General features: G+C 57.4%; 25 protein-coding genes and 1 pseudogene. 12 read left to right on the plus strand and 14 right to left on the minus strand.

Annotation, left to right across the window (positions count from 1 at the left end):
• Positions 1 to 128 precede the first annotated feature (128 nt).
• The 5 genes from mnmE to rpmH are packed head-to-tail and all read right to left on the minus strand — an operon-like array spanning position 129 to position 3,881.
• Positions 129 to 1,472, minus strand: coding sequence for a tRNA uridine-5-carboxymethylaminomethyl(34) synthesis GTPase MnmE (mnmE, locus tag DY250_RS08830; RefSeq protein WP_115611977.1), 1,344 nt, complete (start codon positions 1,470 to 1,472; stop codon positions 129 to 131).
• On the minus strand, positions 1,469 to 3,151 hold the full coding sequence (gene yidC, locus DY250_RS08835; protein WP_115611978.1) for a membrane protein insertase YidC: 1,683 nt from the start codon (positions 3,149 to 3,151) through the stop codon (positions 1,469 to 1,471). Before yidC ends, mnmE begins: the two co-directional genes overlap by 4 nt.
• Positions 3,141 to 3,377, minus strand: a complete 237-nt coding sequence (yidD, locus tag DY250_RS08840) for a membrane protein insertion efficiency factor YidD (protein WP_115611979.1) — start codon at positions 3,375 to 3,377, stop codon at positions 3,141 to 3,143. Before yidD ends, yidC begins: the two co-directional genes overlap by 11 nt.
• Entirely contained in the window at positions 3,374 to 3,724 is a 351-nt protein-coding gene (rnpA, locus tag DY250_RS08845) for a ribonuclease P protein component (protein WP_006986417.1), read from the minus strand. Before rnpA ends, yidD begins: the two co-directional genes overlap by 4 nt.
• Positions 3,725 to 3,743: 19 nt before the next feature.
• Positions 3,744 to 3,881, minus strand: a complete 138-nt coding sequence (rpmH, locus tag DY250_RS08850; RefSeq protein ID WP_115611980.1) for a 50S ribosomal protein L34 — start codon at positions 3,879 to 3,881, stop codon at positions 3,744 to 3,746.
• 134 nt (positions 3,882 to 4,015) lie between these two features.
• Between rpmH and DY250_RS08855 the strand changes: the two genes are divergently transcribed.
• The 10 genes from DY250_RS08855 to DY250_RS08895 all read left to right on the plus strand — a co-directional run bounded on the left by DY250_RS08855 (position 4,016) and on the right by DY250_RS08895 (position 13,540).
• The gene (locus tag DY250_RS08855) at positions 4,016 to 5,125 is read left to right on the plus strand and encodes a lipid A deacylase LpxR family protein (RefSeq protein ID WP_115611981.1); all 1,110 of its coding nucleotides are present in this window, start codon (positions 4,016 to 4,018) and stop codon (positions 5,123 to 5,125) included.
• A 3-nt stretch (positions 5,126 to 5,128) separates the two neighbouring features.
• Positions 5,129 to 6,154 (plus strand): hypothetical protein, encoded by a 1,026-nt coding sequence (locus DY250_RS08860; RefSeq protein ID WP_115611982.1) that lies wholly within the window; start codon positions 5,129 to 5,131, stop codon positions 6,152 to 6,154.
• Positions 6,155 to 6,548: 394 nt separating this feature from the next.
• Positions 6,549 to 7,529: a ribonucleotide-diphosphate reductase subunit beta gene (locus DY250_RS08865; RefSeq protein ID WP_115611983.1), complete on the plus strand. Its 981-nt coding sequence runs from the start codon at positions 6,549 to 6,551 to the stop codon at positions 7,527 to 7,529.
• Between the two features lie 72 nt (positions 7,530 to 7,601).
• The gene (locus DY250_RS08870) at positions 7,602 to 9,278 is read left to right on the plus strand and encodes a ribonucleoside-diphosphate reductase subunit alpha (RefSeq protein WP_115611984.1); all 1,677 of its coding nucleotides are present in this window, start codon (positions 7,602 to 7,604) and stop codon (positions 9,276 to 9,278) included.
• Between the two features lie 39 nt (positions 9,279 to 9,317).
• Positions 9,318 to 9,734: a hypothetical protein gene (locus DY250_RS08875; RefSeq protein WP_115611985.1), complete on the plus strand. Its 417-nt coding sequence runs from the start codon at positions 9,318 to 9,320 to the stop codon at positions 9,732 to 9,734.
• Positions 9,735 to 9,894: 160 nt separating this feature from the next.
• Positions 9,895 to 10,566 carry a hypothetical protein gene (locus DY250_RS13760; protein ID WP_147293501.1) on the plus strand — a complete coding sequence of 224 codons (672 nt, stop codon included), beginning with the start codon at positions 9,895 to 9,897 and terminating at the stop codon, positions 10,564 to 10,566.
• A gap of 65 nt (positions 10,567 to 10,631) precedes the next feature.
• Positions 10,632 to 11,327: a hypothetical protein gene (locus DY250_RS08880; protein WP_115611986.1), complete on the plus strand. Its 696-nt coding sequence runs from the start codon at positions 10,632 to 10,634 to the stop codon at positions 11,325 to 11,327.
• A 60-nt stretch (positions 11,328 to 11,387) separates the two neighbouring features.
• Positions 11,388 to 11,900 carry an IS1096 element passenger TnpR family protein gene (locus DY250_RS08885; RefSeq protein ID WP_115611987.1) on the plus strand — a complete coding sequence of 171 codons (513 nt, stop codon included), beginning with the start codon at positions 11,388 to 11,390 and terminating at the stop codon, positions 11,898 to 11,900.
• Positions 11,901 to 12,065: 165 nt separating this feature from the next.
• Complete coding sequence (locus tag DY250_RS08890; RefSeq protein WP_115612813.1) at positions 12,066 to 13,043, plus strand: CAP domain-containing protein; 978 nt, start codon at positions 12,066 to 12,068, stop codon at positions 13,041 to 13,043.
• Positions 13,043 to 13,540, plus strand: coding sequence for a GNAT family N-acetyltransferase (locus DY250_RS08895; RefSeq protein ID WP_115611988.1), 498 nt, complete (start codon positions 13,043 to 13,045; stop codon positions 13,538 to 13,540). Before DY250_RS08890 ends, DY250_RS08895 begins: the two co-directional genes overlap by 1 nt.
• Positions 13,541 to 14,009: 469 nt before the next feature.
• Here the strand turns inward: DY250_RS08895 and DY250_RS08900 are convergent, their stop codons facing one another.
• The 9 genes and pseudogenes from DY250_RS08900 to orn all read right to left on the minus strand — a co-directional run bounded on the left by DY250_RS08900 (position 14,010) and on the right by orn (position 21,266).
• Positions 14,010 to 14,711: a M48 family metallopeptidase gene (locus tag DY250_RS08900; RefSeq protein WP_115611989.1), complete on the minus strand. Its 702-nt coding sequence runs from the start codon at positions 14,709 to 14,711 to the stop codon at positions 14,010 to 14,012.
• A 6-nt stretch (positions 14,712 to 14,717) separates the two neighbouring features.
• The gene (locus DY250_RS08905; RefSeq protein WP_115611990.1) at positions 14,718 to 15,740 is read right to left on the minus strand and encodes a metallophosphoesterase; all 1,023 of its coding nucleotides are present in this window, start codon (positions 15,738 to 15,740) and stop codon (positions 14,718 to 14,720) included.
• 725 nt (positions 15,741 to 16,465) lie between these two features.
• Positions 16,466 to 17,239 (minus strand): DUF6348 family protein, encoded by a 774-nt coding sequence (locus tag DY250_RS08920; RefSeq protein WP_115611993.1) that lies wholly within the window; start codon positions 17,237 to 17,239, stop codon positions 16,466 to 16,468.
• 15 nt (positions 17,240 to 17,254) lie between these two features.
• Positions 17,255 to 17,914 carry a hypothetical protein gene (locus DY250_RS08925; protein ID WP_115611994.1) on the minus strand — a complete coding sequence of 220 codons (660 nt, stop codon included), beginning with the start codon at positions 17,912 to 17,914 and terminating at the stop codon, positions 17,255 to 17,257.
• Between the two features lie 141 nt (positions 17,915 to 18,055).
• Positions 18,056 to 18,351 (minus strand): annotated as a pseudogene (locus DY250_RS08930) (superoxide dismutase); the annotation flags it as partial.
• An 80-nt stretch (positions 18,352 to 18,431) separates the two neighbouring features.
• Positions 18,432 to 18,794 (minus strand): hypothetical protein, encoded by a 363-nt coding sequence (locus tag DY250_RS08935; RefSeq protein WP_115611995.1) that lies wholly within the window; start codon positions 18,792 to 18,794, stop codon positions 18,432 to 18,434.
• Positions 18,795 to 18,901: 107 nt separating this feature from the next.
• Positions 18,902 to 19,720, minus strand: coding sequence for a CPBP family intramembrane glutamic endopeptidase (locus DY250_RS08940; protein ID WP_115611996.1), 819 nt, complete (start codon positions 19,718 to 19,720; stop codon positions 18,902 to 18,904).
• Positions 19,721 to 20,016: 296 nt separating this feature from the next.
• Positions 20,017 to 20,631 carry a superoxide dismutase gene (locus DY250_RS08945; RefSeq protein ID WP_115611997.1) on the minus strand — a complete coding sequence of 205 codons (615 nt, stop codon included), beginning with the start codon at positions 20,629 to 20,631 and terminating at the stop codon, positions 20,017 to 20,019.
• Between the two features lie 59 nt (positions 20,632 to 20,690).
• Positions 20,691 to 21,266, minus strand: a complete 576-nt coding sequence (gene orn, locus DY250_RS08950) for an oligoribonuclease (RefSeq protein ID WP_115611998.1) — start codon at positions 21,264 to 21,266, stop codon at positions 20,691 to 20,693.
• Positions 21,267 to 21,395: 129 nt separating this feature from the next.
• On the opposite strand from orn, the gene DY250_RS08955 reads away from it, so the two are divergent.
• Positions 21,396 to 22,928 carry a Re/Si-specific NAD(P)(+) transhydrogenase subunit alpha gene (locus DY250_RS08955; RefSeq protein ID WP_115611999.1) on the plus strand — a complete coding sequence of 511 codons (1,533 nt, stop codon included), beginning with the start codon at positions 21,396 to 21,398 and terminating at the stop codon, positions 22,926 to 22,928.
• 14 nt (positions 22,929 to 22,942) lie between these two features.
• Entirely contained in the window at positions 22,943 to 24,409 is a 1,467-nt protein-coding gene (locus DY250_RS08960; protein ID WP_115612000.1) for an NAD(P)(+) transhydrogenase (Re/Si-specific) subunit beta, read from the plus strand.
• Positions 24,410 to 24,472 lie beyond the last annotated feature (63 nt).

The raw sequence follows: 24,472 nt of genomic DNA on the forward strand, positions 1-24,472 counted from the left end.
TGCTTGGCGGCGATTCAGGAGCCCTGTGTTTATCCCGCCTGGTAGCGGTTCGGAAGTCCAGTATTCATCCCGCTTGGCCGCGATTCAGGAACCCAGTGTTTATCCCGCTTGGCGGCTGCGCGAAGGGTTTATTTACCGATGCAGAAGGTGGAGAAGATGTGGCCGAGCAGATCGTCACTGCTGGTTGCACCGGTGATGCTGCCGAGGGCGTCGTGGGCGAGGCGCAGGTCTTCCGCCAGTAGTTCGCCGTTGCGGGCACCATGCAGTTGGGCAAGGGCGTCGCGGTGGTGTTGCGCGGCCTGTTTGAGGGCGCGCAGGTGGCGTTCGCGCGCGATGTAGGGGGTTTCTTCGCGTTCGTCACGACCGACAGCGGCGGCAATGGCGTGGCGCAGGGCGTCAATACCGTCGCCGGTTTTTGCCGACAGCCACAGGCCTTCGCGGTAGTTTGCCTGGATGTCCGCCGGGGTTTGGTCGGCCTTGTTGTAGGCGAGCAGGCGTGGGGTGGTAGCGGTTTCCGACGGCAGGTCAGCGGCAGGGTCGTCGCTGTCCGCGAGGGTGCTGCCATCCACCAGCAGCAGGATGAGGTCGGCACTGGCAAGCGCCTGTTTGGTGCGGCGGATGCCCTCTTGTTCGATGTGGTCGGTGGCATCGCGCAGGCCGGCGGTGTCGAGGATGTTGACCGGGACGCCGGCGATGTTGAGGGTTTCGCGCACGATGTCGCGGGTGGTGCCTGCCTGGGCGGTGACGATGGCGCGCTCTTCACCGATGAGGGCGTTAAGTAGGCTGGATTTGCCGGCATTCGGTTTGCCGGCAATGACGAGGTTGATACCGTCGTTCATCAGGCGGCCCTGGGCGCTTTGTGCAAGCAGGCGGGTGAGGCGTTCGCCCCAGCGGTACAGGCGCGTTTCGAGGTCGCCTTCGCTGAGGTAGTCGTTTTCTTCTTCGGGGAAGTCCAGCGCGGCTTCGATGTAGGCGCGCAGAGCGAGCAGTTCGGCGGCAAGCGCGTTCACTTCCTGGGAGAAGGCGCCTTGTAGTGAGCGTGTAGCAGCTTTGACGGCGGCGGCGGTGCGGGCGTTGATGAGGTCGGCGATAGCTTCGGCCTGGGCAAGGTCGATTTTGCCGTTCTGGTAGGCGCGACGGCTGTATTCGCCGGGTTCGGCCAGGCGGGCACCGGCGTTCAAGACGGCGGCGAGGACGGTTTGGCTGACGGCGATGCCACCGTGGCCGTGGATTTCGAGGGTGTCTTCGCCGGTGTAGGAATGGGGCGCGGGGAAGTAGAGTAGCAGGCCCTGGTCGATGAGGCTGCCGTCCGCGTCGTGTAATGCGGCGAGGGTGGCGTGGCGCGGCACCGGGGTTTTGCCGCTAAGGCGGGTGCCGATGGCGAGGGCGTCGTGGCCGCTGATGCGGATTATGGCAACGCCGCCCGTTCCGGGCGGCGTTGCGAGAGCGGCTATAGTGTCGTGTGCCGTCATTTTTTGTTGTGTTTTTTGCCGTGGGCGTCGTGCGGCGGGTGCTTACGGTCGCCGTAGCGTTTGTTCATGATGTATTGCTGAACGATGCCAAAGGCGTTACTGACGGTCCAGTAAAGGACAAGGCCGGACGGGAACCACATGAACATGAAGCCGAAGACGAGCGGCAACATCATCATGACTTTGGCCTGGGTCGGGTCGGGCGGCGGCGGGTTGAGTTTTTGTTGCAGGAACATCAGCGCGGCGTTGATGATCGGCAGGATGAAGTAGGGATCCATCGCCGAGAGGTCGTGTATCCAGCCGAGCCACGGCGCATGGCGCAGTTCGACGGATTCGATGAGTACCCAGTAGAAGGCGATGAAGAAGGGGATTTGCAGCAGCATCGGCAGGCAGCCGCTGGCCGGATTCACTTTTTCGTCTTTGTAGAGTTTCATCATCGCCATGCTCGCGGCCTGACGATCATCGCCGTATTGTTCTTTGATGCGCTGCATTTCCGGCCCCAAGCGGCGCATTTTCGCCATGGATTTGTAGGCCCAGGCGGACGGGGTAAAGAAGAGCACTTTGATGAGCAGGGTCATGAGGATGAGTGCCCAGCCCCAGTTGCCGACGATGCCATGGATGAAGTGCAGGACGTAGTACATCGGCTGGCCGATCATGAAGAGGAAGCCGTAATCAACGGTTTTATCGAGGTTGGGGGCGACGGCTTTGAGGTCTTTCTGGATTTTCGGACCGATGTAGATGGTGTTGGTGAAGCGGGCGCTTTGGCCTGCGGCGATTTGTTGCACGCCGCTGGTCACGCCGATGAAGTGATCACCGCTGGTGGCGTTGGTGTTGGTGTAAAACTCCTGCGTTTGTCCTTGCGGCGGGACGATGGCGCCAACGAAGTAGTGCTGGATCATCGCTACCCAGCCGTTTTCGGTTTTGGTGTTGAATTGGGTGCCCAGTTTGATTTTTTCGTAGGGGTCGCTGTCATAGGACACAACGCCGCCGGTGTAGGTGCCGACTTGCCCCATGCCGCCGGATGGCAACGGTTGGCCGAATACCCATTGTTGGTAAGCGTTGCCTGACCAGGTTTTGTCGCTGTCGTTCTGGACTTTTTGTTCGAGGGTAAAGTCGTAGGCACCGCGTTTGAAGGTGTAGGTTTTGGTGACGGTGATGCCGTTTTCTTGCCAGGTAAGCGGCACGCTCAGGCTATCCTGCCCGTCGGCCAGGGTGTATTCACTGGCGGGCGCCGTAAAAATAGCGTGATGGGTTGGTGCTTTGTCGCCATTACCTGAGGTCAGGCCGCTTTGCAGCAGGAAGCGTGCCGGGTTGTCGGGATGGAGCAGGGCCAGCGGCTGATCGCTATTTTTGTTCGCGGCGTAGCGCAGCAGATCGGCATGGACGATGGTGCCGCCCTTGCTGGTGATTTGCAGGGTAAATACGTCAGTTTTGACACGGATGGTGGCACCGGTTTCTGCGTTCGTCACCGGGATGTCACTACTGGCGGCGGTGGCCGGGATGTCGCTGCCAGCCGTTGCCTGAGGCACATCCGCTCCGGTATTGCTCGGGGTAACGGCCGCAGGGGTCACCGCAGTCTGCGGTGGCGCGGGCGGCAGATTGGCAATTTGCCATTTTTGCCACAGCATAAACGCCAGGATAGCGGCGCTTATGTAAAGAAGTAATTTAGGGTTATTTTTCATGCTTCACCAAGAATGTGTCAGGTACGGGGTCATAACCGCCTTTGCACCACGGACCGCAACGCAGGATGCGCCAAAGGGTCAGTAATGTGCCGCGCCATACGCCGTGTTTTGCAATGGCTTCTTCTCCGTAGTGTGAGCAGGTCGGCTCGAAGCGGCATTGTTGCCCGATGAAGGGGCTGAGAGTGCGGCGGTAGAGGCGGATGAGAGCGATAAGCAGCCGTTTCATGGAATGATCCGCTGAAAGTGACGGTGTAATGTGCGAAATAAGGCGACGTTGTCGGTATCCTGCGCTGCCGCCCGCGCGATGACGACGATATCCAGCGCAGCCTCTTCACGTTGCGGTAGTTGGCGAAAAGCCTCCCGCACTAGCCGTTTGACGCGGTTGCGTTCGTGGGCGCGGCGGATCTGCCGCTTGGCGACGACCAGTCCGAGGCGGGCCGGCTCGCCCTGTAAACGAGAACGCCCCAAAACGGTAAAACAGCGGTCGCTGCTTTTACGTTCGGGGGCTTGAAAAACGTGGTCGTATTCGCGGCGCTGTGTCAGCCTTGCCGTGTGGGGAAAAGATGCGTTCACGGCGCGACGACCCGCGTCATCAGACGGTCAAACGATGGCGTCCTTTGGCACGACGGCGGCTCAGGATTTTACGACCGTTTTTGGTAGCCATACGGGCACGGAAACCGTGCGTACGCTTGCGGGAAATATTGCTCGGTTGGAACGTTCTTTTTGACATTTCGGTAACTCCATCGGGGAAAATTCAAAGCGCGCAATCATACGGACGCCCCTATATAAAGTCAACGGCAGGGCTACCGCGCACGGTCGGATTACGTTACATTACCACTTCCTCACAAACCACCGCCAAAACCCATGCGCAAACTTTCTTACCTCGTCATGATGCTGCTTGCTGTCACCGCTCGCGCCGAAGAACGCAACCTATGGAAACAACTCTTTACCCCCAAGGAAGGCGTGATTCTGGAAACCCCGGAAGTCACCATCGAAAAGCCGAAAGAACCGCTGGTCGAACGCCTACCTGAACACATCCTGAACGGCAATGACCGCTTCCTCACCCTCAATATCGAAAACGACAAATTCGGCAGCGGCTACGACCGCGACTACACCAACGGCCTGCGTATCACCTGGTTTAACGTTGGTGCCGGGCAGCCCTTCTATGCCGACTGGATTGACCGCCTCGTACCGACTTTCGACGCCAACAAAACCACCAGCACCTATCTCTCCTTCGGCCACAATCTCTACACCCCCAGCGACATTGACCGCAGCACCCTTGACGTGCGCGACCGTCCCTACGCCGCTTTCCTCTATGGCTCGGCAGGCATCAGCACCATCACCGACCGCCACATGGACGATGTCGAACTCACCCTCGGCTGGATCGGCCCTTCCGCACAAGGCGAATTTATCCAGGACAAATTCCACCGTCTCATTCACGCCGACTACCAGCCGCACGGCTGGAAGTACCAACTGCGCGACGAGCCCGGCATCATCCTCTCTTGGGAACGCTCCTGGCCGGGCTGGTACACCGCCGATATTGGCAAAAATCTGCACGCCCGCTTCGCCCCGCATGGCGGCGTAACCCTCGGCAACGTCTATACCTACGCCAACGCCGGTTTCACCATTGACCTCACCCCGACCAACCTGCGCTGGCAGACCCAGCCGGTGCGCGTCCGTCCCGCCATTCCTGGCAGCGGCTACTTCGAATATACCGATGGCCACGGCTGGATGACCTACCTCGGCTACGATGCCCGCCTTATGGCGCACAACATCTTCCTCGATGGCAACACCTGGAAAGACAGCCATCACGTCAAACGCCGCCCCTTCGTGCACGACCTTGCCCTCGGCGCCGCCTACAACCACAAAAACTTCCGCATCAGCTACACCGTCAACTGGCGCAGTCGCGAATTCAAAAGCCCACTGGCAAAAAGCTCCAGCTTCGGCGCGATCTCCGTCGGCTACCGCTTCTGAACCATGCGTCGCCTGCTTGCCCCACTCACGTTAACCGCCGCCTGCATCGCCCATTCTGCCGTCTATCGCGGCAACGATGCGGGGCGCGTCCTTGTCCTCGACAGCGACACCCTGACCCACCACTACGAAGACGAACGCCTGCCTTTCCCGCTCACACCAAATGATAACTGCCCGGCAGAGACCCGCTGCTACTGCACCATTACCGGCAGTCACCTCGAACAGCGCGGCGATAACTGGCACATCAAGGGCGACTCGACGCTCACGCCCTACACCCCGCCCGTCCGCGACCCCGCCAACCGCCTCTTCGCCACCGAACTGCCCTACGAAGCAGCACTGCTGGACGACATCACCTTTACACCGAGCCAAACCACCGCTCACAACGACAACGCCATCAAGCTGCAATACTGGCGCGAACCTGTCAGCGGTCTCGAACACTTCCTCATCAGCGGCGGCTACGACGATAACCGCGACACCATCAACCCCTACCTGCGCGCCCAAGCACTCACCACCCTCTATGCCCGCCGCCAATGCCTGGCTGCCCTGCCGGCGGACAAACGCGCCGCGCTCAACTACCGCGTTGACATGGAGCCAACCTACCTCGGCCCGCGCTACATCAGCGCCCATATCCACGAACAAACCCCCTGCGGCTTTGGCGGCCACTACGGCATCACCTACGACATTGAGCAGGCGCGCGGCCTCGAACTCGAAGATCTACTCTGGATTGGCGATGGCGCACCGCACCTCCTCGCTGACGACGCCCCCGCCGATCAAGCCCTGCGCGAAACCCGCGCCGCCTGGCTGCTGGATGCGTTACAAGCGGCGGCACCACAAAGCATGCGCCGCTATCCCTACCGCGCCCAGGACTACCAATACCCCTACTTCTACCTGACCCCGCGCGGTCTCTACATCGGCCCGCTGCTGCCGCCCAGCAAAGCCGCCCATGCCCATCCCGAAGACACCATCCTGCCCTACGACCTCATCAGAAACCACCCCGGCATCCTCGGCGCGGATGCCATCAAAAATCTCTAATCATCAAAAAAATCCCTTCCTCCCAACCCGCGTAGCGACAAAACCCGGCAACCGTACCGCTTGGCAAACCCAGCAACCACGCCGCTTGGCGGATCCCTTCTATTGCCGCGCAACATCATGACGGGCAGGCGCCTATAACCGGACGACACGCCACCATCCCCGCTGTGCCGTCCTGACAGCCGCCTCAATAATGTGCGCACCTCACGCGCCGACACAACATATGGTGCTTCCGTCACAAACCCCACCCCATATTTTGCGCTTAACAAAAATCTCCACCATTTCAGCCGACTAAGCCGGCGTGTATTTTGTCAAGATTTCCATCCGGAAAAATCTCCCTACAATGCCGCACAATCGCGCCTGCGCGTACCCTTCTTTTTATTCAGACGGAAACCCCATGAAACCCCGCAATCTCTTCGAAAAACGCCTGGAAATCAAACCCTACGAATACCCGGAACTGCTCGAATTCAAAGACGCCATCCGCCATTCCTACTGGCTGCACACCGAATTCAACTTCACCGGCGACATCCAGGACTACCGCACCGTTATCAACGAACGCGAGCGCAGCGTCCTCACCCGCGCCATGCTGGCCATCTCGCAAGTCGAAGTCAGCGTCAAGCGCTTCTGGGGCGACCTCTACCGCTACTTCCCCAAACCCGAAATCGACGATGTTGGCGGTACCTTTGCCGAAAGCGAAGTGCGCCATAAAGACGCCTACTCCTTCCTCCTCGAAAAACTCGGCATGAACGAAATGTTCACCCAGATCAAACAAATCCCCGCCCTGATGCGGCGCATCGAATACATGGAAGACTTCATGCGCGACAAAGACATCGGCCGCGAGCGCTTCGTCCTTTCGCTGGTGATGTTCTCGCTCTTCGTTGAGCACATCTCGCTCTTCGGACAGTTCCTCGTCATCATGTCGTTCAACAAACACCGCAACCTCTTCAAGGGCATTTCCAACGCCGTCGAAGCCACCTCCAAAGAAGAAGAAATCCACGGGCGCTTCGGCATCGCCCTCTACGGCATCATCAAAGAAGAACACCCGCGCCTCTTCACTCCTGATTTCTACGACGAACTGAAAACACTGGCCGATCAGGCGCTTGAAGCCGAGCGCGGCATCCTCGACTGGATGTTTGAAGAAGGCGACCTCAGCTTCATCACCCGCGACACCGTGGAAAACTACATCGTCAACCGCTACAACAACTCACTCGGCATCCTCGGCATCAACGCGCCCTACCTCGTGGACGCGCGCAAACTGCGCGAAACCGAGTGGTTCGACATCGAAATCCTCTCCGGCAAAGAAAGCGACTTCTTCTACAAACGCAGCACCGATTACAGCAAGAAGACCAAACAAATCACCGCCGACGACCTTTTCTAACCCCACACAGCAACACCAACAAGCGGGCGGGAAAGCCCGCCTTGCCATTGCGCCCACACACAAGGAAACACCATGACCGCAACCAACAGTACCGCTGCCTCCCGCCCCGACTTCGCCTGGCTGAACGAAGGCAGCCGCCTCTTCCTGGAGCGCGGCTACCTGCTCGACGGCACCACGCCCGAAGCCCGCATCCGCGCCATTGCCAACCACGCCGGCAAAATCCTCAACGACCCCACCTTTGCCGACCGCTTCCACCACTACATGGCGCGCGGCTACTACTCCCTCTCCTCGCCGGTGTGGTCAAACTTCGGTCTCAGCCGCGGCCTGCCCATCTCCTGCTTCGGCAGCTACATCGGCGATTCCATCTACGACATCATGCGCACCACCGCCGAAGTCGGCATGATGAGCAAAATCGGTGGCGGTACCAGCGCCTACTTCGGCGACATCCGCCCGCGCGGCAGCGCCATTAACAACAACGGCAAATCCGACGGCTCCTTCAACTTCAGCAAACTCTTCGACACCATCATTGACGTCATCTCGCAAGGCACCTCACGCAAAGGCCAGTTCGCGGGCTACATCGACATTGACCACGGCGACATCGACGAATGGCTGGACATTCACACTGAAGGCAACCCCATCCAGCTTATGTACTACGGCGTCTGCATCAGCAACCAGTGGCTCGAAGACATGAAAGCAGGCGATGCCGACAAACGCCGCATCTGGGCCAAAGTCCTGCAACGCAAAGCCGAAACCGGCATCCCCTACCTCTTCTTCAAAGACAACGCCAATGCTGGCCGCCCCGACGTCTATCAGGCACTTGACCTGCCCATCTACGCCTCCAACCTCTGCACCGAAATCATGCTGCCCGCCAGCGACGAAGAAAGCTTCGTCTGCTGCCTCTCCTCCATGAACCTGCTGCACTACGAAGAATGGAAAAACACCGACGCCGTCGAAACCCTCACCTGCTTCCTCGACGCCGTGATGAGCGAATTCATCACCAAAAGCGCGGACATCCCCTTCCTTGACCGCGCGCACCGCTTCGCCAAACGCCACCGCGCCCTCGGCCTTGGCGTCCTCGGCTGGCACAGCTACCTGCAATCGCAGCGCATCGCCTTCGACAGCTTCGCCGCCATGCAGAAAAACAACGAAATCTTCCGCCTGCTGCAAGAAAAAACCCTCGCCGCCTCGAAAAAACTTGCCGCCGAATTCGGCGAACCGGAAATCCTCACCGGCTATGGCCGCCGCAACACCACCCTGATGAGCATCGCCCCGACCAAATCCAGCAGCTTCATCCTCGGCAGCGTCTCACCCTCCGTCGAACCCTTCAAATCCAACTACCACGTCAAAGACCTCGCCAAAATCAAAACCACCTACAAAAACCCCTTCCTCGTCGAACTCCTCGAAGAAAAAGGCCTGAACACCGAAAAAACCTGGGAAAGCATCCTCCTGAACGACGGCTCCGTGCAACACCTCGCCGCCCTTTCCGACGAAGAAAAAGAAATCTACAAAACCTTCTCCGAAATCAGCCAACTGGCGGTCATCCAGCAGGCAGCACAGCGGCAGAAATACATTGACCAGGGGCAAAGCATCAACGTCATGATCCACCCGGATACCCCGACCCGCGACATCAATCAGCTCTACCTCACCGCCGCCGAACTCGGCCTTAAATCTATCTACTACCAGCACAGCATCAGCGCGGCACAACGCTTTAACCGCAATTTATTGAATTGCAGCAGTTGTGAGGGTTAAATAACAATCTGTTGATTAATTTTAAAAAAGGAGAGAACTATGGCAATTTTTGGTATTGGTGCTAGCTATGGTGATACAAATATGGCTCAAAACTTCATAAATGATGGAGTAGTAGGAGTGGGCTGGGATGAAACAGATGCTCCAGAGATTGAACAATTCTTATCTACTTTAAAAGTGGGAGATATCGTATATATAAAATCGTATCCTCCAAGTTCTAAAGATTTTGTTATCAAAGGAATAGGGTTTGTGGAAAAATCTAAATTAGAAGATGACAACAGTAGATTTTTAGAAAGTAGGTTTTCCTTTGCACGCCATGTTCGATGGATTATTAAAAAAGAAATTCGCATTCCTAAGCCTAAAGAGAAAAATAATGTTCGACTCAATACCATGTGCGAAGAATTTCATCCAGAGGTACAAAAAAAAATTATTTTAGATTGCATTATAGATAGATTTTGAAACTAAATTATTAATTTCTATCAAGCCTCTTGCGAAACTAATTTCTGAACCAGAAACTATCGTAAATTCAAACATAAACAATTATATGTTTGAGGGAAAAAGGGATATACGCAAGAAGTCTATTAAAATTTTTAAATTTATTATCTGGAGGTGATGCTAAATGTTTAGTTTATTGGGAAGCATTAAAGATCTTGATGTTAAATTGATCAAGTGGATCACAAGCAAAGAGTGGCTTTTATTTATAATATTCTTACTTTCCCTTTCTAGCTTTTACTACAGATTAAAAGGAGTATCATTATTTGATTTATTGCAAGAACCAAAAGGATTTATATGCATTGATACAATAGTAATAATTCTTATGCCGTCCATTGTTAAATTAATATTTAAAACCATTAGTCTTTTTTATGACTTTTTTATGAGGCATAACTTCTGGCATTGGTACGCACGATACTACTCAGTTGCAGCCAACGATCCCAACAAAAAAAATGTCTATGTTCTAAGAGAAAGAGCTATAAAGAGTAGCAATAGTGTGCTTGTAGAAGATTTAAATAATTATATTCATGAGATAGAGTCACAAAACAGGATGTCTTACTTTGCATGGGGGGTTATTGTTTTTACAATATTAGATTTTTTATTTTCTAATTTTAGTAGCTCACCAATACTTATCCGCACATTATTTGAAATAATTCTTACCAATGATGACAGCATAAAACAAGGGTTTACAAAAGTATTTGCAATATTGGCTTATACACCTATTATAATTTTAACTCTCTACTATGCAGAAAACTCTCTATATATAAATCATAGGCAATATATTTATTGGAGAGACTGAAGTAAGTTTAGAATAGGTAATTTAAGTTACTCACATGATTTTCTTTTTACTCAATTCAACCACCCATGACCTCCCGCGAAACCTTCCTCCACGCCTGCGCAGAAATCTCCGCCCAGCTGGACGGCTTCCGCCTCCTGCAAAAAGGGCAGGTGTTGAAAAAAGACCTGTCCGATAAAGACACCGTCTGCGAAATCCGCTTTCAGGGCAGCCGCAACAACGGTGCGCATAACATCACCATGCTGGTGCATCTCACGCTCTCCTCCAGGCAATTCAAACAATGGGCGCAGAGCCAATCCCTGCCAAACGGTGACACCAGCGGTATTTTCTATGCCAACCAGCTCGGTTACCTGACCCCCAGAAAAGACTGGCGCCACTGGCAACTGGCAGGCGCCAGCCTGCCGCACAGCGTGCGCGGCATCGTCGCTGATTTGCAGCAATACGCCCTGCCCCTGTGCGATCTGTTTACCGATAAAGCCGCCTCTGTCGCCTACCTGCGCCAGCACGGCAGCGCTTTGAATCCCTGGCTGGACAACAAAAACCTGCACACCGGCCTCTTTTATTACGCCTTCTGCTGTGGCGGCAGCGAGGCAGCGCACGATTTCCTCAGCCACCATATCCGTGCCTGCGGCTATCGCAGACGCTATGCCGACCTTTACAGCGCCTTAGCCAGCGGCCAGCAGGATGCCAGCATTGACAGCGACTTTATCGGCGCGGATGAACTGCGTTTTGCCTACGCGCAAGGCATGCGCTTCGATTTCTAGCCGACGCCAAGCAGGACTAAAATCCGCATCCAGCGAAACTGCCCCCAACCGGAGAACCCCATGTCCATCAACATCTACCGCTTCAAAATATCGCTCATCGAATACCACGCTGTGCCAGCCAACAAACTGCACCGCATCCTCGACATCGCCGGCAATGCCACCTTCGAAGACCTGCACGACCTTATCTTCACCGCCTTTGACCGCTACGACCCGCACCTCTACCAATTCATCCTCACCCGCGAAGAAGCAAAAAGCGACCACGCCTTATACGATTGCAAAGAGCGGGTTTTTGACCCGTACAGCATGGAAGAGGCCGACATGATGATGGATGAAGGCGATATCGCCCACAACGCCGCGACCTTCACCCTTGACGACGCGAAGCTGCAAGAAAAAGATTTCATCTACTACCGTTTCGACTTCGGCGACGACTGGATGCACCGCTTGTGCCTGGAAAAAATCTATCCGCTGGAAGCGGCAGCCATTGGCGACGAACCCTATGCCGTCATCGTGAAAAAAGTCGGCGAATCCCCCGCGCAATACGAAGACGAAGATGACGAGGAAGACGACACATAAAGCAACATGCCCCGCCACGGCGGGGCTTCTTCTTTTGTCGCCCGCATTCCGTTCGGACGCAAGCGCAGGCATCGCACCAAGCAAGACAACCGCATACGTTCCCGGCTGCCTGTACAATCTGCCACCCATTCACACCCACCCTCCCCCATGTCGCAACACTCTTCCGTGATGCAGCGCATCGTTAAATTCTGGCTGCCGCTCGCCATTGTCCTTCTCGGCATCGCCTGGTTCTCACAGTGGCACTATGACCCCGACAAAGAAGCGAAAGCGGGGCTGGAACGCCTCAACCACTGGCGGGCGCAGGCAGGAATACAGGAATTGCGCCCCAATTCCGCGCTGACCCAAGCGGCGCAGAATCACGCTGCCTATCTCGGTAAAGACGCGCACGGCCACAAGGAAAACAACCGCCGCAACCCGCACTACACCGGCGCCGACCCGCAGGCGCGCGCCACCGCCGCCGGTTATCCCGCCCCGGTGGTGGAAAATCTCACCGCCGGCAACTTCGCACGCAGCGGCATCCGCAGCACCGACGGTCTGATGACCGCCCTTTATCACCGCCTCGCCCTGCTCGACCCCGACCACGATGAAGCGGGTGTCGCCTGGGTCCGCAGCCGCCACGCCGCCTTCGTCATCGTGCAGGGTAGCAGCCGCGAACGCGAGTTGTGCGCGCAGGCGGGCAGCCAAGCGAGCAAACGCTACGTCCTCACCATGGAATGCAACGGCCAGACGGTGAAAATCCCGCTTGATGCCGCACCGCGCCGCTACTACATCGGCGCAGTCAAATACCCCGCCGGTGGCAACATCGAACCCGCCTACGACGGCAAGGAAATCCCCAACCCCATGCCCAGCACCAAAGCCGTCGGCAATCCAGTCAGCATCGCCTTTTATGGCACGACGGCCCCCGTGGAAATGCGTGCTTTCACCCTGCGTTCCGACAAAGGCGAAATCCGCAACCCGATCATCCTCACCGCCGCGAACGACCGCCACCGCCTGATGCAGGCGAACGAGTTTGCCCTGTTCGCCCCCGCCCCGCTCGATTACGACACCGAATACACCGCCGAATTCCACTACACCCAGGGCGGCAAGGAACAAACGGAACGCTGGACTTTCCGCACCCGCAAACGCAGAACCCTGGAGTGGTAATGATGCTATCTGCCGAGCCAGAGATCCTGCCCTACCGGGTACAAGATAAAAATGCCGTGTTGGCACTCTCCCTGCGCGCCTGGCAGCCGGTTTTTGCCGAAATGCGCCGGGCCGTTCCCGCTTTCGTCTATCACAATTTCTATCCCGCAGGCTGGAAGAAACGGCAGCTGGCCGACTTGGACACTTTTTTAGATGAAGAGGCGGAACGCGTCTGGCTGGCATGGAGAGGCGGGCAGCCCGTTGGCTGGGTCGGCATTCGCCTGCATCCCGAAGACAATATGGGCGAAATCTACGTCCTGGCCGTTGACCCCGCCTGCCAACGTCAGGGTATTGGCCGCCACCTCATGACGCACGCCTTCACCGCTATCCGAGCAGCGGGCATGGCGATGGTTATGGTGGAAACCGGCGATGAGGCAGGACACCTGCCCGCCCGCGCCGCCTACGAAGCCGCAGGATTTCAACGCTGGCCGGTCGCGCGATACTTCAAGAAACTCTGACCTCGTCCAGCACCGCCATCTCGCTCGCCAGCGCAATGCCCGCCGCGCAGCATAAGCGGCTCGCGTCAGCGGGGCGGCAAGCGTATCGATGGCGGTAGCATTGCCACCGGCAGCGGTGATGATGGTGGTCATGACGGGCTCCTCTGGTTGAACAAGGCGAGCATAGCCGCTGGGCGGGGACATTGTGGATTTTTCTGCGACTGTCATTACGTGTATGACGAAACTGCCTTCTGCATACCCACCCCCTTTCTCGCTCCGTGAGCCATTCCAGTCCCACGGGTTGAGGAGATTTTCGTGCGAGATTTCCGTTTGCCTATGCGTCAAGCGGGATAGACACCGGTTTTACCGAGATGTGACGAAGCACACTGACTGCGCCTGCTTGCTGGGTCAAGCTCCATTCTACTTTCGCCCGCTCTTGTTTCCCGACCATTTCCTTCACAAACCACCCAGATTACCCCCCCCCACCTGATCAAAGCCGATACTCACGCTGATAGGCGATGAGCGCCGCCTTGTGCGTGCGCCAGTCGGGTTGGGCGGTATCCATCAGGGCATAAAAGGCGGCGCTGTGGTTATGCTCTTGCAGGTGGCAGAGTTCGTGGATGATGACGTGGCGGATTTGCGCCGGTGGGTACTGAATCAGCGCGGTATTGAAAGTGATGATGCCGCCTCTGCTGCAATTGCCCCAGCTACGGCGCATATGGCGGTAGCGCAGCGGCGGCATCACGGCGACCCACGGGCAATGTGGCAGGGCAGCGGCGACGAGGGCGGGGATGTGCGCCAGGCTTTGCGCGCGGTGGAAGGCGCGGAAGCGGGCGGCAAGGGTGGCATCATCCGCAGGGGTGGTAGTGAGAATGTCGCCGGCAAGCCGGATGCGGGCGGTGGCGTCCGCGCGCAGGGCGAGGCGGTAAGTATCGCCAAGTAGTTGCTGCGGGCTGCCATCGGCATAGGGTGCGGGTGGCCGCATTTCTTGCGGATGGGCGTGAGCGGCGATCCAGTCAAGGTTGCTGTGGATGAAATGTTCGATGTCGGCACAGCGGCTGCGCGGCGGATGCGAGAGGTAGAGGGTGCCGCTGCCATCCACGCTGAGGCGCAGGCGGCGGTTGTTGCGGCGCGGCGGGCGCAGGTGGATGCGGTAGGTGTGACCGTGGTAGGGGATGTCAAGGGTGTGCATGGAGGTTCAAAGGGTGGCGACGGTCTCGCCGTCATCAAAGACAAGCGTTTTTTCCGGCCAGCGCAAAGCGGCGAGACGGTAAGCGGAATGTTGCGGTGCGATGCCCGCCTTGCGGTCACACCAACGCGCGCCGACGGCGTAATCGCAGCAGAAGACGTTGTGCCGGGCGCCGAACCAGTGCTGCGGCGGGCAGGGAAAGAGCGGATGTTCGCCACGCCAGCGGCGCCAGTAGTGGCCGATGACAACGGCGGGCGCGTCGTGATAATCCTGCCACCACGGCGTGCGGACGACGAAGCGCCAGCGCCCGCCGGCGTAATGCGGCACGGCGGCAGGGCTTTCGCTGCCGCAAGTCAGGGCGCGGACAGGATTGCCGCGGCTGTAGTAGCTATCACGCGCGGCGGTCGCGGGGCGGTAGGCGGGCAGATGGCCGGGATCGTGCAGGTCGCCGTCGCACGCCTCCTCCGCCTGCCAGGCGGGATACCACGGCTGTTGCCCCGCTTCTTCGGCAAGCGCGTTTTCCCAGCGACGGTGGTTGGCGACGAGATCGTCGTCCGGCGCAGCGCGCAGACGGGCGATGGCGGCAGGCAGCCAGGCGGCGTGAACGATGCGCAGGTCGTCCCGCTCCAGCACGAGCGGTTGTGCAGCGAGAAAGTGGTGCAGCGCCGCTTTGCCGGTGGCGGGGTAATGCTGCCACGGGGCGAAATCTGCGGCATCCTTGTCGGCACGCTGCACGAAATACCAGCCGGAGCCCGGCTTGGCATCACCCAGCAGCAGGTTGATTTCATGATTGCCGAGCACCATTTGCGCATATCCGGCGGCGTGAGCCCGCATGAACCAGTCCAGCACGGCGGGAACGTCGTTGCCGCGATCAACGAGGTCGCCGACGAAGACGAGGCGCCGCCCCTGTGGATGACTGCCGTCCGGGCGGTAGCCGAGGTGGCCGAGCAGTTGTTGCAGGGCAGTGTATTCGCCGTGGATGTCACCGATGATGTCGAGGGCACCGGCGGGCAGCGTGTCGATATGGGGCATGGGATGAATAACGTCGTTACAAATAGGGATGGAACAAGACGGCGAGCCGAAGATGGTACAGATAGTACAACGAGGCCGGGGTGAGCCAACACCGCACCCGACTTCCCCCCTGCCCTACCCCGTCCCGCCGGAAGCCGGGAAAGCATTTTATGCGGGATTTAGGTTTGAATACGCGCAAGCGGCGTAAATGCTGACCTCACCAAGCGGCGTAATTACTGGGCTCGTCAAGCGGCGTAAATACTTGGCTCCGCCAAGCGGCGTAAATACTGGGCCCACCAAGCGGCGTCAATGCTGGTCCCGTTAAGCGGTGTAAATACTGATCCCGCCAAGCGGCGTCAATACTGGCTCCGTCAAGCGACGTCAATATTGGCCCCGCCAAGCGGCGTCAATACTGGCTCCATCAAGCGACGTCAATACTGGCCCCGCCAAGCGGCATAAATACTGACTCCGTCAAGCGGCGTAAATACTGGGCTCGCCAAGCGGGATAAATACTGGGCCCGCCAAGCGGGATAAATACTGGCCCCGCCAAGCGGCATAAATACTGACTCCGTCAAGCGGCGTAAATACTGGGCTCGCCAAGCGGGATAAATACTGGGCCCGCCAAGCGGGATAAATACTGGCCCCGCCAAGCGGCGTAAATACTGGGCTCGCCAAGCGGCGTAAATGCTGGGCCCATCAAGCGGCGTAATTACTGTGCTCGCCAAGCGGCGTAAATACTGGGTCCGTCAGCCGTTCGTGATGAGGACGTATTGTTTGCGGAATTCACTGCCTGTACCCGGCCAGGTTGCGGCGTAGGCTCGTAGGGCGTCTATGCCCGGCGCGTAGTCTTCACCGTTGACGCGGCAATCGGCATCGGTGCTGCCGTCATCGTTGCGCGCGGCGAAGAGGCGCAGGGCGTAGTTGTCCTGCGCTTCCAGGAGCGGTTGGTAGGCGTCCATGCTGTTGGTGAAGAGGCAGCAGGGGCAGAAGGGGTGATGGGCGTCGTCGTCTTCACTGTCTGTCGGGACGGGCGCTGGGTTTTCCTGCCAGTATTGCGGCGCGCCGAAGTGGACGCGGCGCGAGCCGCCGTCGGAGAAGGTCATGGTCATGCCGGTGTGGTCTTTGTCATCGTGAGTGGCGACGGCGTGCAACAGTTGCCAATCGCTGGATAGCCACAGTTCGAAGCCGTAGCGGATGGCCTCTTCCGGGCTTTCGCCAAAGCTGTGCTGGTATTCGAAAATGCCCTGCGGGAAGAGGTCCGGGTGGTGGATTTGGATGGTGGTGGTGCTTCGCACGTGCTCGCCGAGGTCCAGCGCGGCGATTTGCACCAGCAGCGCGTAACCGCTGGCCGCGTGATGGAGCCAGTCGCCGTGGCGCGTGGTGGGGTAGCCTTCAGCATCGAGTACGTCGGCGAGCAGGGCGGGCAGGTCCCAGTTATCGGCGCTGCCGTCGTCGTAGTTGACGCTGAACTGGGCGCTGAGGCCGGGGTTGGTGTCAAGTGGGGTGTAGTTGGGGTGCATGGGGTTCTCCGTGTTTCAAAGCAGGCCGTTGCTCACCAGCAAGGCTTCTTTGCCGTAATGGCGCAGGGCTTGTTGTATTTCTTTGGCTGATTTTCTGCCCACAGGTACTGAGAGGATAAGGTTTATGGTGATGAAGGCTATAACCGCATAGATTTTACTGACAAACATTATGAATATAATAAAGGCAGGAATGATAAGGATCAGGTTGACATCAATATGATCACCATTCATTTCAGCAATGTTAATGTCAATAATTTTGCTGTTTTTCTTGATGATCCGCATGGTGCCAATATCTTTTCCTATTGTCCCTCTATGCGAGAGATACTTACGGGTAAGCGTTATTTTTAATATTTCATCCCATGCTATTTTTTCTTGCTGCGTAGCGCGGCAATAGATAATGCCATGGTGATTGACTTCTATAAATTCTGGCTGCCGAAAGGATGCTATCCAGCTTCGCAATCCAATGTGATAGGCACCGTAAGCAATAGCAAGCATCAGCGTAATGAAGAGAATCCCAAACAATAAATTGCCCCATGAGTATTGGTTATGGATGACATAGACCATGTAACGATAACCTCCTGTTACGCCAAATATGATAAAGACGAGCATCATGCTCAGGTAGCTGAAGAGGTATTTTTGCCGGAATTGCCAGCGATAGTGTCTTTTGGTTTGCATGGGCGTTCTTGTTTTGCGTTGGGGTGATTATAGGACGCGTCGGCGCCCTGTGTCTTTCCTGCTTGTTTGTCTTTCGGGAATCCAGTATTTGTCCCGCTTGGCGGTGTTTGGGGCAACCGGCTTTGTTGTTGGGCGCTGTGCTCAGGCGGTCGCTTTCGCGTAGAGTTCGGCGACGTAGTCCCAGTTCACGATTTGCCACCAGGCATCGAGGTAGTCGGGGCGTTTGTTCTGGTAGTGGAGGTAGTAGGCGTGTTCCCACATGTCGCAGCCGAGGATGGGCGTGCCCTGGACGGCGGCAGTGCCCATCAGCGGGTTTCCTGGTTCGGGGTGCTGGTGATGGCGAGTTTGCTGTCTTTACCGACGATCAGCCAGGCCCAGCCGGAGCCGAATTGTTTGATGTCGGCGGCTTTACAGGCGTCCACGCTGCCGTCGTCGTAGTTGACGCTGAACTGGGCGCTGAGGCCGGGATTGGTGTCAAGTGGGGTGTAGTTGGGGTGCATGGGGTTCCTTGCTTGGGTTAATCCGCGTGGTTGTCCCGCTTGGCGGCAGCTCGGCGGTGTTTTTCATGCGCTTGTTCGACGGTTGCTTTCCAGGTAATTCCTGCCCGCGAGAGCGGCACGACGTAGAGATGCAGCAGGGCGTAGCTGATCCAGGCGAGCAGGCCAAGGAGGATTAGCGCTGCCGGCTCACGCAACCAACCCGTACCGATGGCGAGCACAATCAGTGCCACAGGCAGCATCGCCGCTACAGCGGGCAGTGGCGAGACTGTGATTTTCAGGCCACAGTATTGGCAGGGCACGGCACGACCCCAGCCGAGGACGAGTTTGCGCCAAACGGTGATGCCTCGCTGGCCGCAGTGGGGGCAGGTAAAGGCTGTCATGGTTTCCTTTTATGGTTGATGTAGTGGCAGATTATATGGCTGCGCCCGCCAGCTGGGAAAAAGGCGTTAGTGGCGGAGGATGTCCCAGACTTTAATAGCTTGGTTTTTTAATGGGTCTTGTGTGCCCGACACATGGCTTTATGCCAAAAAGCTATTATCAGTATTGCGGTAATAATAATAATGCCGTAAGGAATTGCCCCATTGTTATTTTCGTAAGCGGAACGCCCACCTGGAAATCCTGTTCGTGCGGTATTGGCAACGGTATGACACATAATCAGTACAAATACTGAACCACCGCTCCCGTTGTATAACCAGATATATATTATGCGTACTGCTATTGTCCCAGCCAGTCCCCAGGCAATGAGTTCGGCATTCTGTCCTATCGCTATCATTGACGGCAAATGCCACAATGCCCAAGGCACTCCAATGATTAGCGCTGTAGCAATTGGCGTAAAATATCGTTGTAAACTTTCTGTCGCGTAGGCGGCGTAACCCAATTCTTCGGCGATGGCAGCAATAAAAAACATGATAAAGGCACCCAATAGTGAGATCTGTAATGGAATATGTGCCGGTATACTTTGCCCTGTTTGACGTATTGCCAGATAAGTGAATAAATAGAGCGTGGGAAATAAGAGTATTGCAGTCCATAAGTAAGCCACTCGTTTTATCCGCCGATAATCCAATATCCGCAAGAATAATTGACGCACTGCTGTCATTCCCCCTTCTCGATAACGCAGCAATGCGGCGGCAATTGTAGGGGTAAGTGCCGCGCCAATATCCGTAAGCGGAAGGTTATCGGGCAAAGCGCTATGCTGAATGAATAAAGACAGTAACCAAAACGGAGCACTTAAGATATATACCAACAGAAAATACTGCCATGGATGGGAATAATGTATTCCCAAATGGTTTGGATTTTGGTCTTTCATGTATTCCCCCTTTATTCATTTGGCATCTTTGTTTGCCGGTTCCCGCCCGCGAGCCATGCTTGCCGCAAACGGGTGACTGGCTTTATCTCCCGTCTGGCAATTCGCCAAACGACGTCATGGTATCAAGGGTTTCTTTCCAGGAGCAGTGGAAAAAACGACGGATGCGCAATGGCGGGCTGTTCTGGTTTCAACAGGCAGGTTTTTATGTCGGCGCGCAAACCCAGTATTTATCCCGCTTGGCGCCTCACGATATGAACAAAGCCGGACTTAGTCCGGCTTTGTTGTGGGCGCTGTGCTCAGGCGGTCGCTTTCGCGTAGAGTTCGGCGACGTAGTCCCAGTTCACGATTTGCCACCAGGCATCGAGGTAGTCGGGACGTTTGTTCTGGTAGTGGAGGTAGTAGGCGTGTTCCCACACGTCGCAGCCGAGGATGGGCGTGCCCTGGACGGCGGCGGTGTCCATCAGCGGGTTGTCCTGGTTCGGGGTGCTGGTGATGGCGAGTTTGCCGTCTTTACCGACGATCAGCCAAGCCCAGCCGGAGCCGAATTGTTTGATGCCGGCGTCTTTGAAGGCGGCTTTGCAGGCGTCCACGCTGCCGAAGGTGCTGTTGATGGCATCCAGCAGGGCACCGCTCGGCGCGTTGCTACCGTGCGGGCGCATGACGTTCCAGTAGTGGTTGTGGTTGTAGTAGCCGCCGGCGTTGTTGCGCAGTGCCGCGCTTTCTTTGCTGATGGTAGTGAAGAGAGTTTCCAGCGGCTGGCCGTTCAGCGGGTTGTCCTTGACGGCGGTGAGGAAGTTGTCGTAGTAGGCTTTGTGGTGGCGGTCATGATGGATTTGCATGGTGACCGCGTCAATGACGGGTTCGAGTGCGTCGTAGGCGTAGGGCAGGTCAGCAAAGGTGTAGGTTGTCATGTGTTTCCTGTGTTTTAGGGTGGGCGGCTATTATGCCGCTGCTTTTTGGCGGGTTTTTCTTATTGTTTTCCGTTTTTGGTTTGGTTTTGTTTATCGTCGCGCGGTTTGAAGATGTGGGCGCGGTAGTGGCGCAGTTCGGCGATGGATTCGCGGATGTCGGCAAGGGCTTCGTGGCTGCCTTTTTTCGGGTAGGTGTGCGCGGGATACCAGCGGCGCACGAGTTCTTTCAGGGTGGAGACGTCGAGGTTGCGGTAATGGAAGTAGTGTTCGAGGGTCGGCATGAGGCGCGCCATGAAGCGGCGGTCCTGGCAGATGCTGTTGCCGCACAGCGGTGATGTCTGCGGCGGGACGTATTCCCGGATGAAGGCGAGTGTTTGTGCTTCGGCGGCGGCGGTGTCGATGGTGCTCGCGCGGCAGCGGTCAAGCAGGCCGCTGGCGCCGTGGTGTGTGCGGTTCCAGTCGTCAAGGTGGTCGAGGATGCTGTCCGGCTGGTGGATGGCGATGACAGGGCCTTCGGCGAGGGTGTTCAGTTCGGCGTCGGTGATGAGGGTAGCGATTTCGAGGATGTGGTCGTGCCGGCTGTCGAGCCCGGTCATTTCGAGGTCGATCCAGATGAGGTTGTCGGGGTGTTGCATGGGCGTTCCTGTGCGTTTTTGGCTGCGCGGCATTGTACGCGCTGCCGCCCGCTTCTGCGGTATTGTTGGTATGATATTCGCCCGGCTCCAAGCCGGTTCTTTGTTTTTTGTTTTAGTGAGGATGAGTTGATGAATATTGGTATTCCGAAGGAATCTCTCGCCGGTGAAACCCGCGTCGCTTGTACGCCCGCGACGGTTACGCAGTTGCAGAAACTGGGTTTTGCCGTGGTGGTCGAGCGTGGCGCGGGCGCCGGGGCATCTTTGGCCGATGAGGCGTATGCCGCTGCCGGGGCGTCGCTGGCTGATACCGCCGAGGTATGGCAGTGCCCGCTGATTTATAAGGTCAACGCGCCCTCGGATGCGGAGGTTTCCCGCTTGTCCGCCGGGCAGACGCTGGTGAGTTTCCTTTGGCCGGCGCAAAATCCGGATTTGGTGCAGAAGCTGGCTGACAAGAAGGTCAATGTGCTGGCCATGGATATGGTGCCGCGTATTTCCCGCGCGCAGGCGCTGGACGCGCTGTCTTCAATGGCCAATATCAGCGGTTATCGCGCCGTAATTGAGGCGGCGAATGCGTTTGGCCGTTTCTTCACCGGGCAGATTACCGCCGCCGGTAAGGTTCCGCCCGCACAGGTGCTGATTATCGGCGCAGGTGTCGCCGGTCTCGCCGCGATTGGCACGGCCAATTCGCTGGGGGCGATTGTCAAGGCGTTTGATACGCGTCTGGAAGTCGCCGAGCAGATTGAATCCATGGGCGGCAAGTTCCTGAAACTCGATTTCCCGCAGGAATCCGGCGGCAGCGGCGACGGCTACGCCAAGGTGATGAGCGACGAGTTCATCGCCGCCGAGATGAAGCTCTTTGCCGAGCAGGCGAAGGAAGTGGATATCATCATCACCACCGCCGCCATTCCGGGCAAGCCCGCGCCGAAACTGATTACGAAAGAGATGGTCGCCAGCATGAAGCCAGGTTCGGTCATCGTCGATTTGGCGGCCGCAACCGGCGGTAACTGTGAGGTCACCAAGCCGGGCGAGCTGTTCATCACTGATAACGGCGTGAAAGTCATCGGCTTCACCGATATGGCAAACCGTCTCGCCGGCCAGTCTTCACAGCTTTACGCCACCAACCTCGTCAACCTCGCCAAATTGCTCTCACCGAATAAAGACGGCGAAATCACCCTCGACTTCGATGACGTCATCATCCGCAACATGACCGTCTGCAAAGACGGCAGCATCACCTTCCCGCCACCGCCGATTCAGGTTTCCGCCGCGCCGCAGCAGGCGAAATCTGCCGCTCCGGTGCAGGAAGAAGCGAAGCCGACGCCGTTCTGGAAGAAACTTGCGCCCGCCGTCATCGGTGCCGCGCTGATCCTCTGGGTCGGTGCCGTCGCGCCCGCCGCCTTCCTCAACCACTTCATTGTCTTCGTCCTCGCCTGCGTCATCGGTTACTACGTCGTCTGGAACGTCAGCCACTCGCTGCACACCCCGCTGATGTCAGTCACCAACGCCATCTCCGGCATCATCGTCGTCGGCGCGCTGCTGCAAATCGGCCAGGGCAACGGCTTCGTCTCAACACTCGCGTTCATCGCGGTGCTGATTGCCAGCATCAACATCTTCGGCGGCTTCTACGTCACCCGCCGTATGCTCAACATGTTCCGTAAAGGCTAAGGGGGTTAATTAGTATGTCCCACGGACTCGTCACAGCGGCCTACATCGTCGCCGCCATCTTCTTCATCTTCTCGCTCGCCGGCCTCTCCCGTCAGGAAAGCGCGAAAAACGGCAACGTCTTCGGCATCATCGGCATGGCCATCGCGCTCATCGCCACTATCTATGCCGACGGCACCAAAGGCTTCAGCTACATCATCGTCGCCATGCTTATCGGTGCCGCTATCGGCATCCAGAAAGCGCGCAAAGTCGAAATGACGCAAATGCCGGAACTCATCGCATTGCTGCACAGCTTCGTCGGCCTCGCCGCCGTGCTGGTTGGCATCAGCAGCTTCGCCGCCCCGGGCGAAGTCGCACCGGATATGCACACCATCCACCTCATCGAGGTTTTCGTCGGTATCTTCATCGGCGCCGTCACCTTCACCGGTTCGCTCGTCGCCTTCGGCAAGCTGAACGGCAAAATCAGCAGCAAACCGCTGCAACTGCCGCACAAGCACAAACTCAATCTAGTCGCGCTTGTTGCCTCGCTCATCCTGCTTTTCATCTTCCTGAGCAGCAGCCACGCGCCTGCGGCCGAAACCCTCTACCGCATGGTGGACGGCCAGCCTGTCGCCGCGCTGGTGCGCCCGGTCAGCAGCCAGGGAATCATGATCTTCGCCCTCGCCGCCATGACCCTCATCGCCTTTGCCTTCGGCTGGCACCTCGTTGCCTCCATCGGCGGTGCGGATATGCCGGTGGTCGTTTCCATGCTGAACTCCTATTCCGGCTGGGCGGCAGCAGCGGCGGGCTTCATGCTCTCAAACGACCTGCTCATCGTCACCGGCGCACTGGTCGGCTCTAGCGGTGCCATCCTCTCCTACATCATGTGCAGGGCGATGAACCGCTCCTTCATCTCTGTTATCGCGGGCGGATTCGGTACCGACGGCTCGGCTGCGGCAGACGGCGGTGAAATCGGAGAATACCGCGAACTGCAGCCGACGGATGTCGCCGATATGCTGAAAAACGCGCACAGCGTTATCATCACCCCCGGCTACGGCATGGCCGTCGCGCAAGCACAATATCCGGTGGCCGAAATCACCGAGCTGCTGCGCAAACAGGGTGTGAACGTGCGCTTCGGCATCCACCCCGTCGCGGGCCGCCTACCGGGGCACATGAACGTGCTGCTCGCAGAAGCGAAAGTGCCGTATGACATCGTGCTGGAAATGGACGAAATCAATGATGACTTCCCGGATACCGACGTCGTCCTCGTCATCGGCGCGAACGACACCGTCAACCCCGCTGCGCAAACCGACCCGCACAGCCCGATCGCCGGCATGCCCGTGCTCGAAGTGTGGAAAGCGGCCAACGTTATCGTCTTCAAACGCTCGATGAACACCGGCTACGCCGGCGTGCAAAACCCGCTGTTCTTCAACGAAAACAGCTATATGTGCTTCGGCGACGCCAAAGCGACCGTGGACGCCATCCTCGCTGCCCTGCGCGGTTAAGCGGCATCCGTCCTGCTTCCCCCTGCTGCCCGGCAGGGGGAATTTCTTTACCTGTCACTAAAG

Origin of the sequence: Cardiobacterium valvarum, assembly GCF_900460955.1 — a bacterium.
GTDB lineage: Bacteria > Pseudomonadota > Gammaproteobacteria > Cardiobacteriales > Cardiobacteriaceae > Cardiobacterium > Cardiobacterium valvarum.

Bases quoted from the DNA above. Each gene is read 5' to 3' on its own strand.
- mnmE (WP_115611977.1), bottom strand. From the start codon at position 1,472: ATGACGGCACACGACACTATAGCCGCTCTCGCAACGCCGCCCGGAACG.
- yidC (WP_115611978.1), bottom strand. From the start codon at position 3,151: ATGAAAAATAACCCTAAATTACTTCTTTACATAAGCGCCGCTATCCTG.
- yidD (WP_115611979.1), bottom strand. From the start codon at position 3,377: ATGAAACGGCTGCTTATCGCTCTCATCCGCCTCTACCGCCGCACTCTC.
- rpmH (WP_115611980.1), bottom strand. From the start codon at position 3,881: ATGTCAAAAAGAACGTTCCAACCGAGCAATATTTCCCGCAAGCGTACG.
- DY250_RS08855 (WP_115611981.1), top strand. From the start codon at position 4,016: ATGCGCAAACTTTCTTACCTCGTCATGATGCTGCTTGCTGTCACCGCT.
- DY250_RS08860 (WP_115611982.1), top strand. From the start codon at position 5,129: ATGCGTCGCCTGCTTGCCCCACTCACGTTAACCGCCGCCTGCATCGCC.
- DY250_RS08865 (WP_115611983.1), top strand. From the start codon at position 6,549: ATGAAACCCCGCAATCTCTTCGAAAAACGCCTGGAAATCAAACCCTAC.
- DY250_RS08870 (WP_115611984.1), top strand. From the start codon at position 7,602: ATGACCGCAACCAACAGTACCGCTGCCTCCCGCCCCGACTTCGCCTGG.
- DY250_RS08875 (WP_115611985.1), top strand. From the start codon at position 9,318: ATGGCAATTTTTGGTATTGGTGCTAGCTATGGTGATACAAATATGGCT.
- DY250_RS13760 (WP_147293501.1), top strand. From the start codon at position 9,895: ATGTTTAGTTTATTGGGAAGCATTAAAGATCTTGATGTTAAATTGATC.
- DY250_RS08880 (WP_115611986.1), top strand. From the start codon at position 10,632: ATGACCTCCCGCGAAACCTTCCTCCACGCCTGCGCAGAAATCTCCGCC.
- DY250_RS08885 (WP_115611987.1), top strand. From the start codon at position 11,388: ATGTCCATCAACATCTACCGCTTCAAAATATCGCTCATCGAATACCAC.
- DY250_RS08895 (WP_115611988.1), top strand. From the start codon at position 13,043: ATGATGCTATCTGCCGAGCCAGAGATCCTGCCCTACCGGGTACAAGAT.
- DY250_RS08900 (WP_115611989.1), bottom strand. From the start codon at position 14,711: ATGCACACCCTTGACATCCCCTACCACGGTCACACCTACCGCATCCAC.
- DY250_RS08905 (WP_115611990.1), bottom strand. From the start codon at position 15,740: ATGCCCCATATCGACACGCTGCCCGCCGGTGCCCTCGACATCATCGGT.
- DY250_RS08920 (WP_115611993.1), bottom strand. From the start codon at position 17,239: ATGCACCCCAACTACACCCCACTTGACACCAACCCCGGCCTCAGCGCC.
- DY250_RS08925 (WP_115611994.1), bottom strand. From the start codon at position 17,914: ATGCAAACCAAAAGACACTATCGCTGGCAATTCCGGCAAAAATACCTC.
- DY250_RS08935 (WP_115611995.1), bottom strand. From the start codon at position 18,794: ATGACAGCCTTTACCTGCCCCCACTGCGGCCAGCGAGGCATCACCGTT.
- DY250_RS08940 (WP_115611996.1), bottom strand. From the start codon at position 19,720: ATGAAAGACCAAAATCCAAACCATTTGGGAATACATTATTCCCATCCA.
- DY250_RS08945 (WP_115611997.1), bottom strand. From the start codon at position 20,631: ATGACAACCTACACCTTTGCTGACCTGCCCTACGCCTACGACGCACTC.
- orn (WP_115611998.1), bottom strand. From the start codon at position 21,266: ATGCAACACCCCGACAACCTCATCTGGATCGACCTCGAAATGACCGGG.
- DY250_RS08955 (WP_115611999.1), top strand. From the start codon at position 21,396: ATGAATATTGGTATTCCGAAGGAATCTCTCGCCGGTGAAACCCGCGTC.
- DY250_RS08960 (WP_115612000.1), top strand. From the start codon at position 22,943: ATGTCCCACGGACTCGTCACAGCGGCCTACATCGTCGCCGCCATCTTC.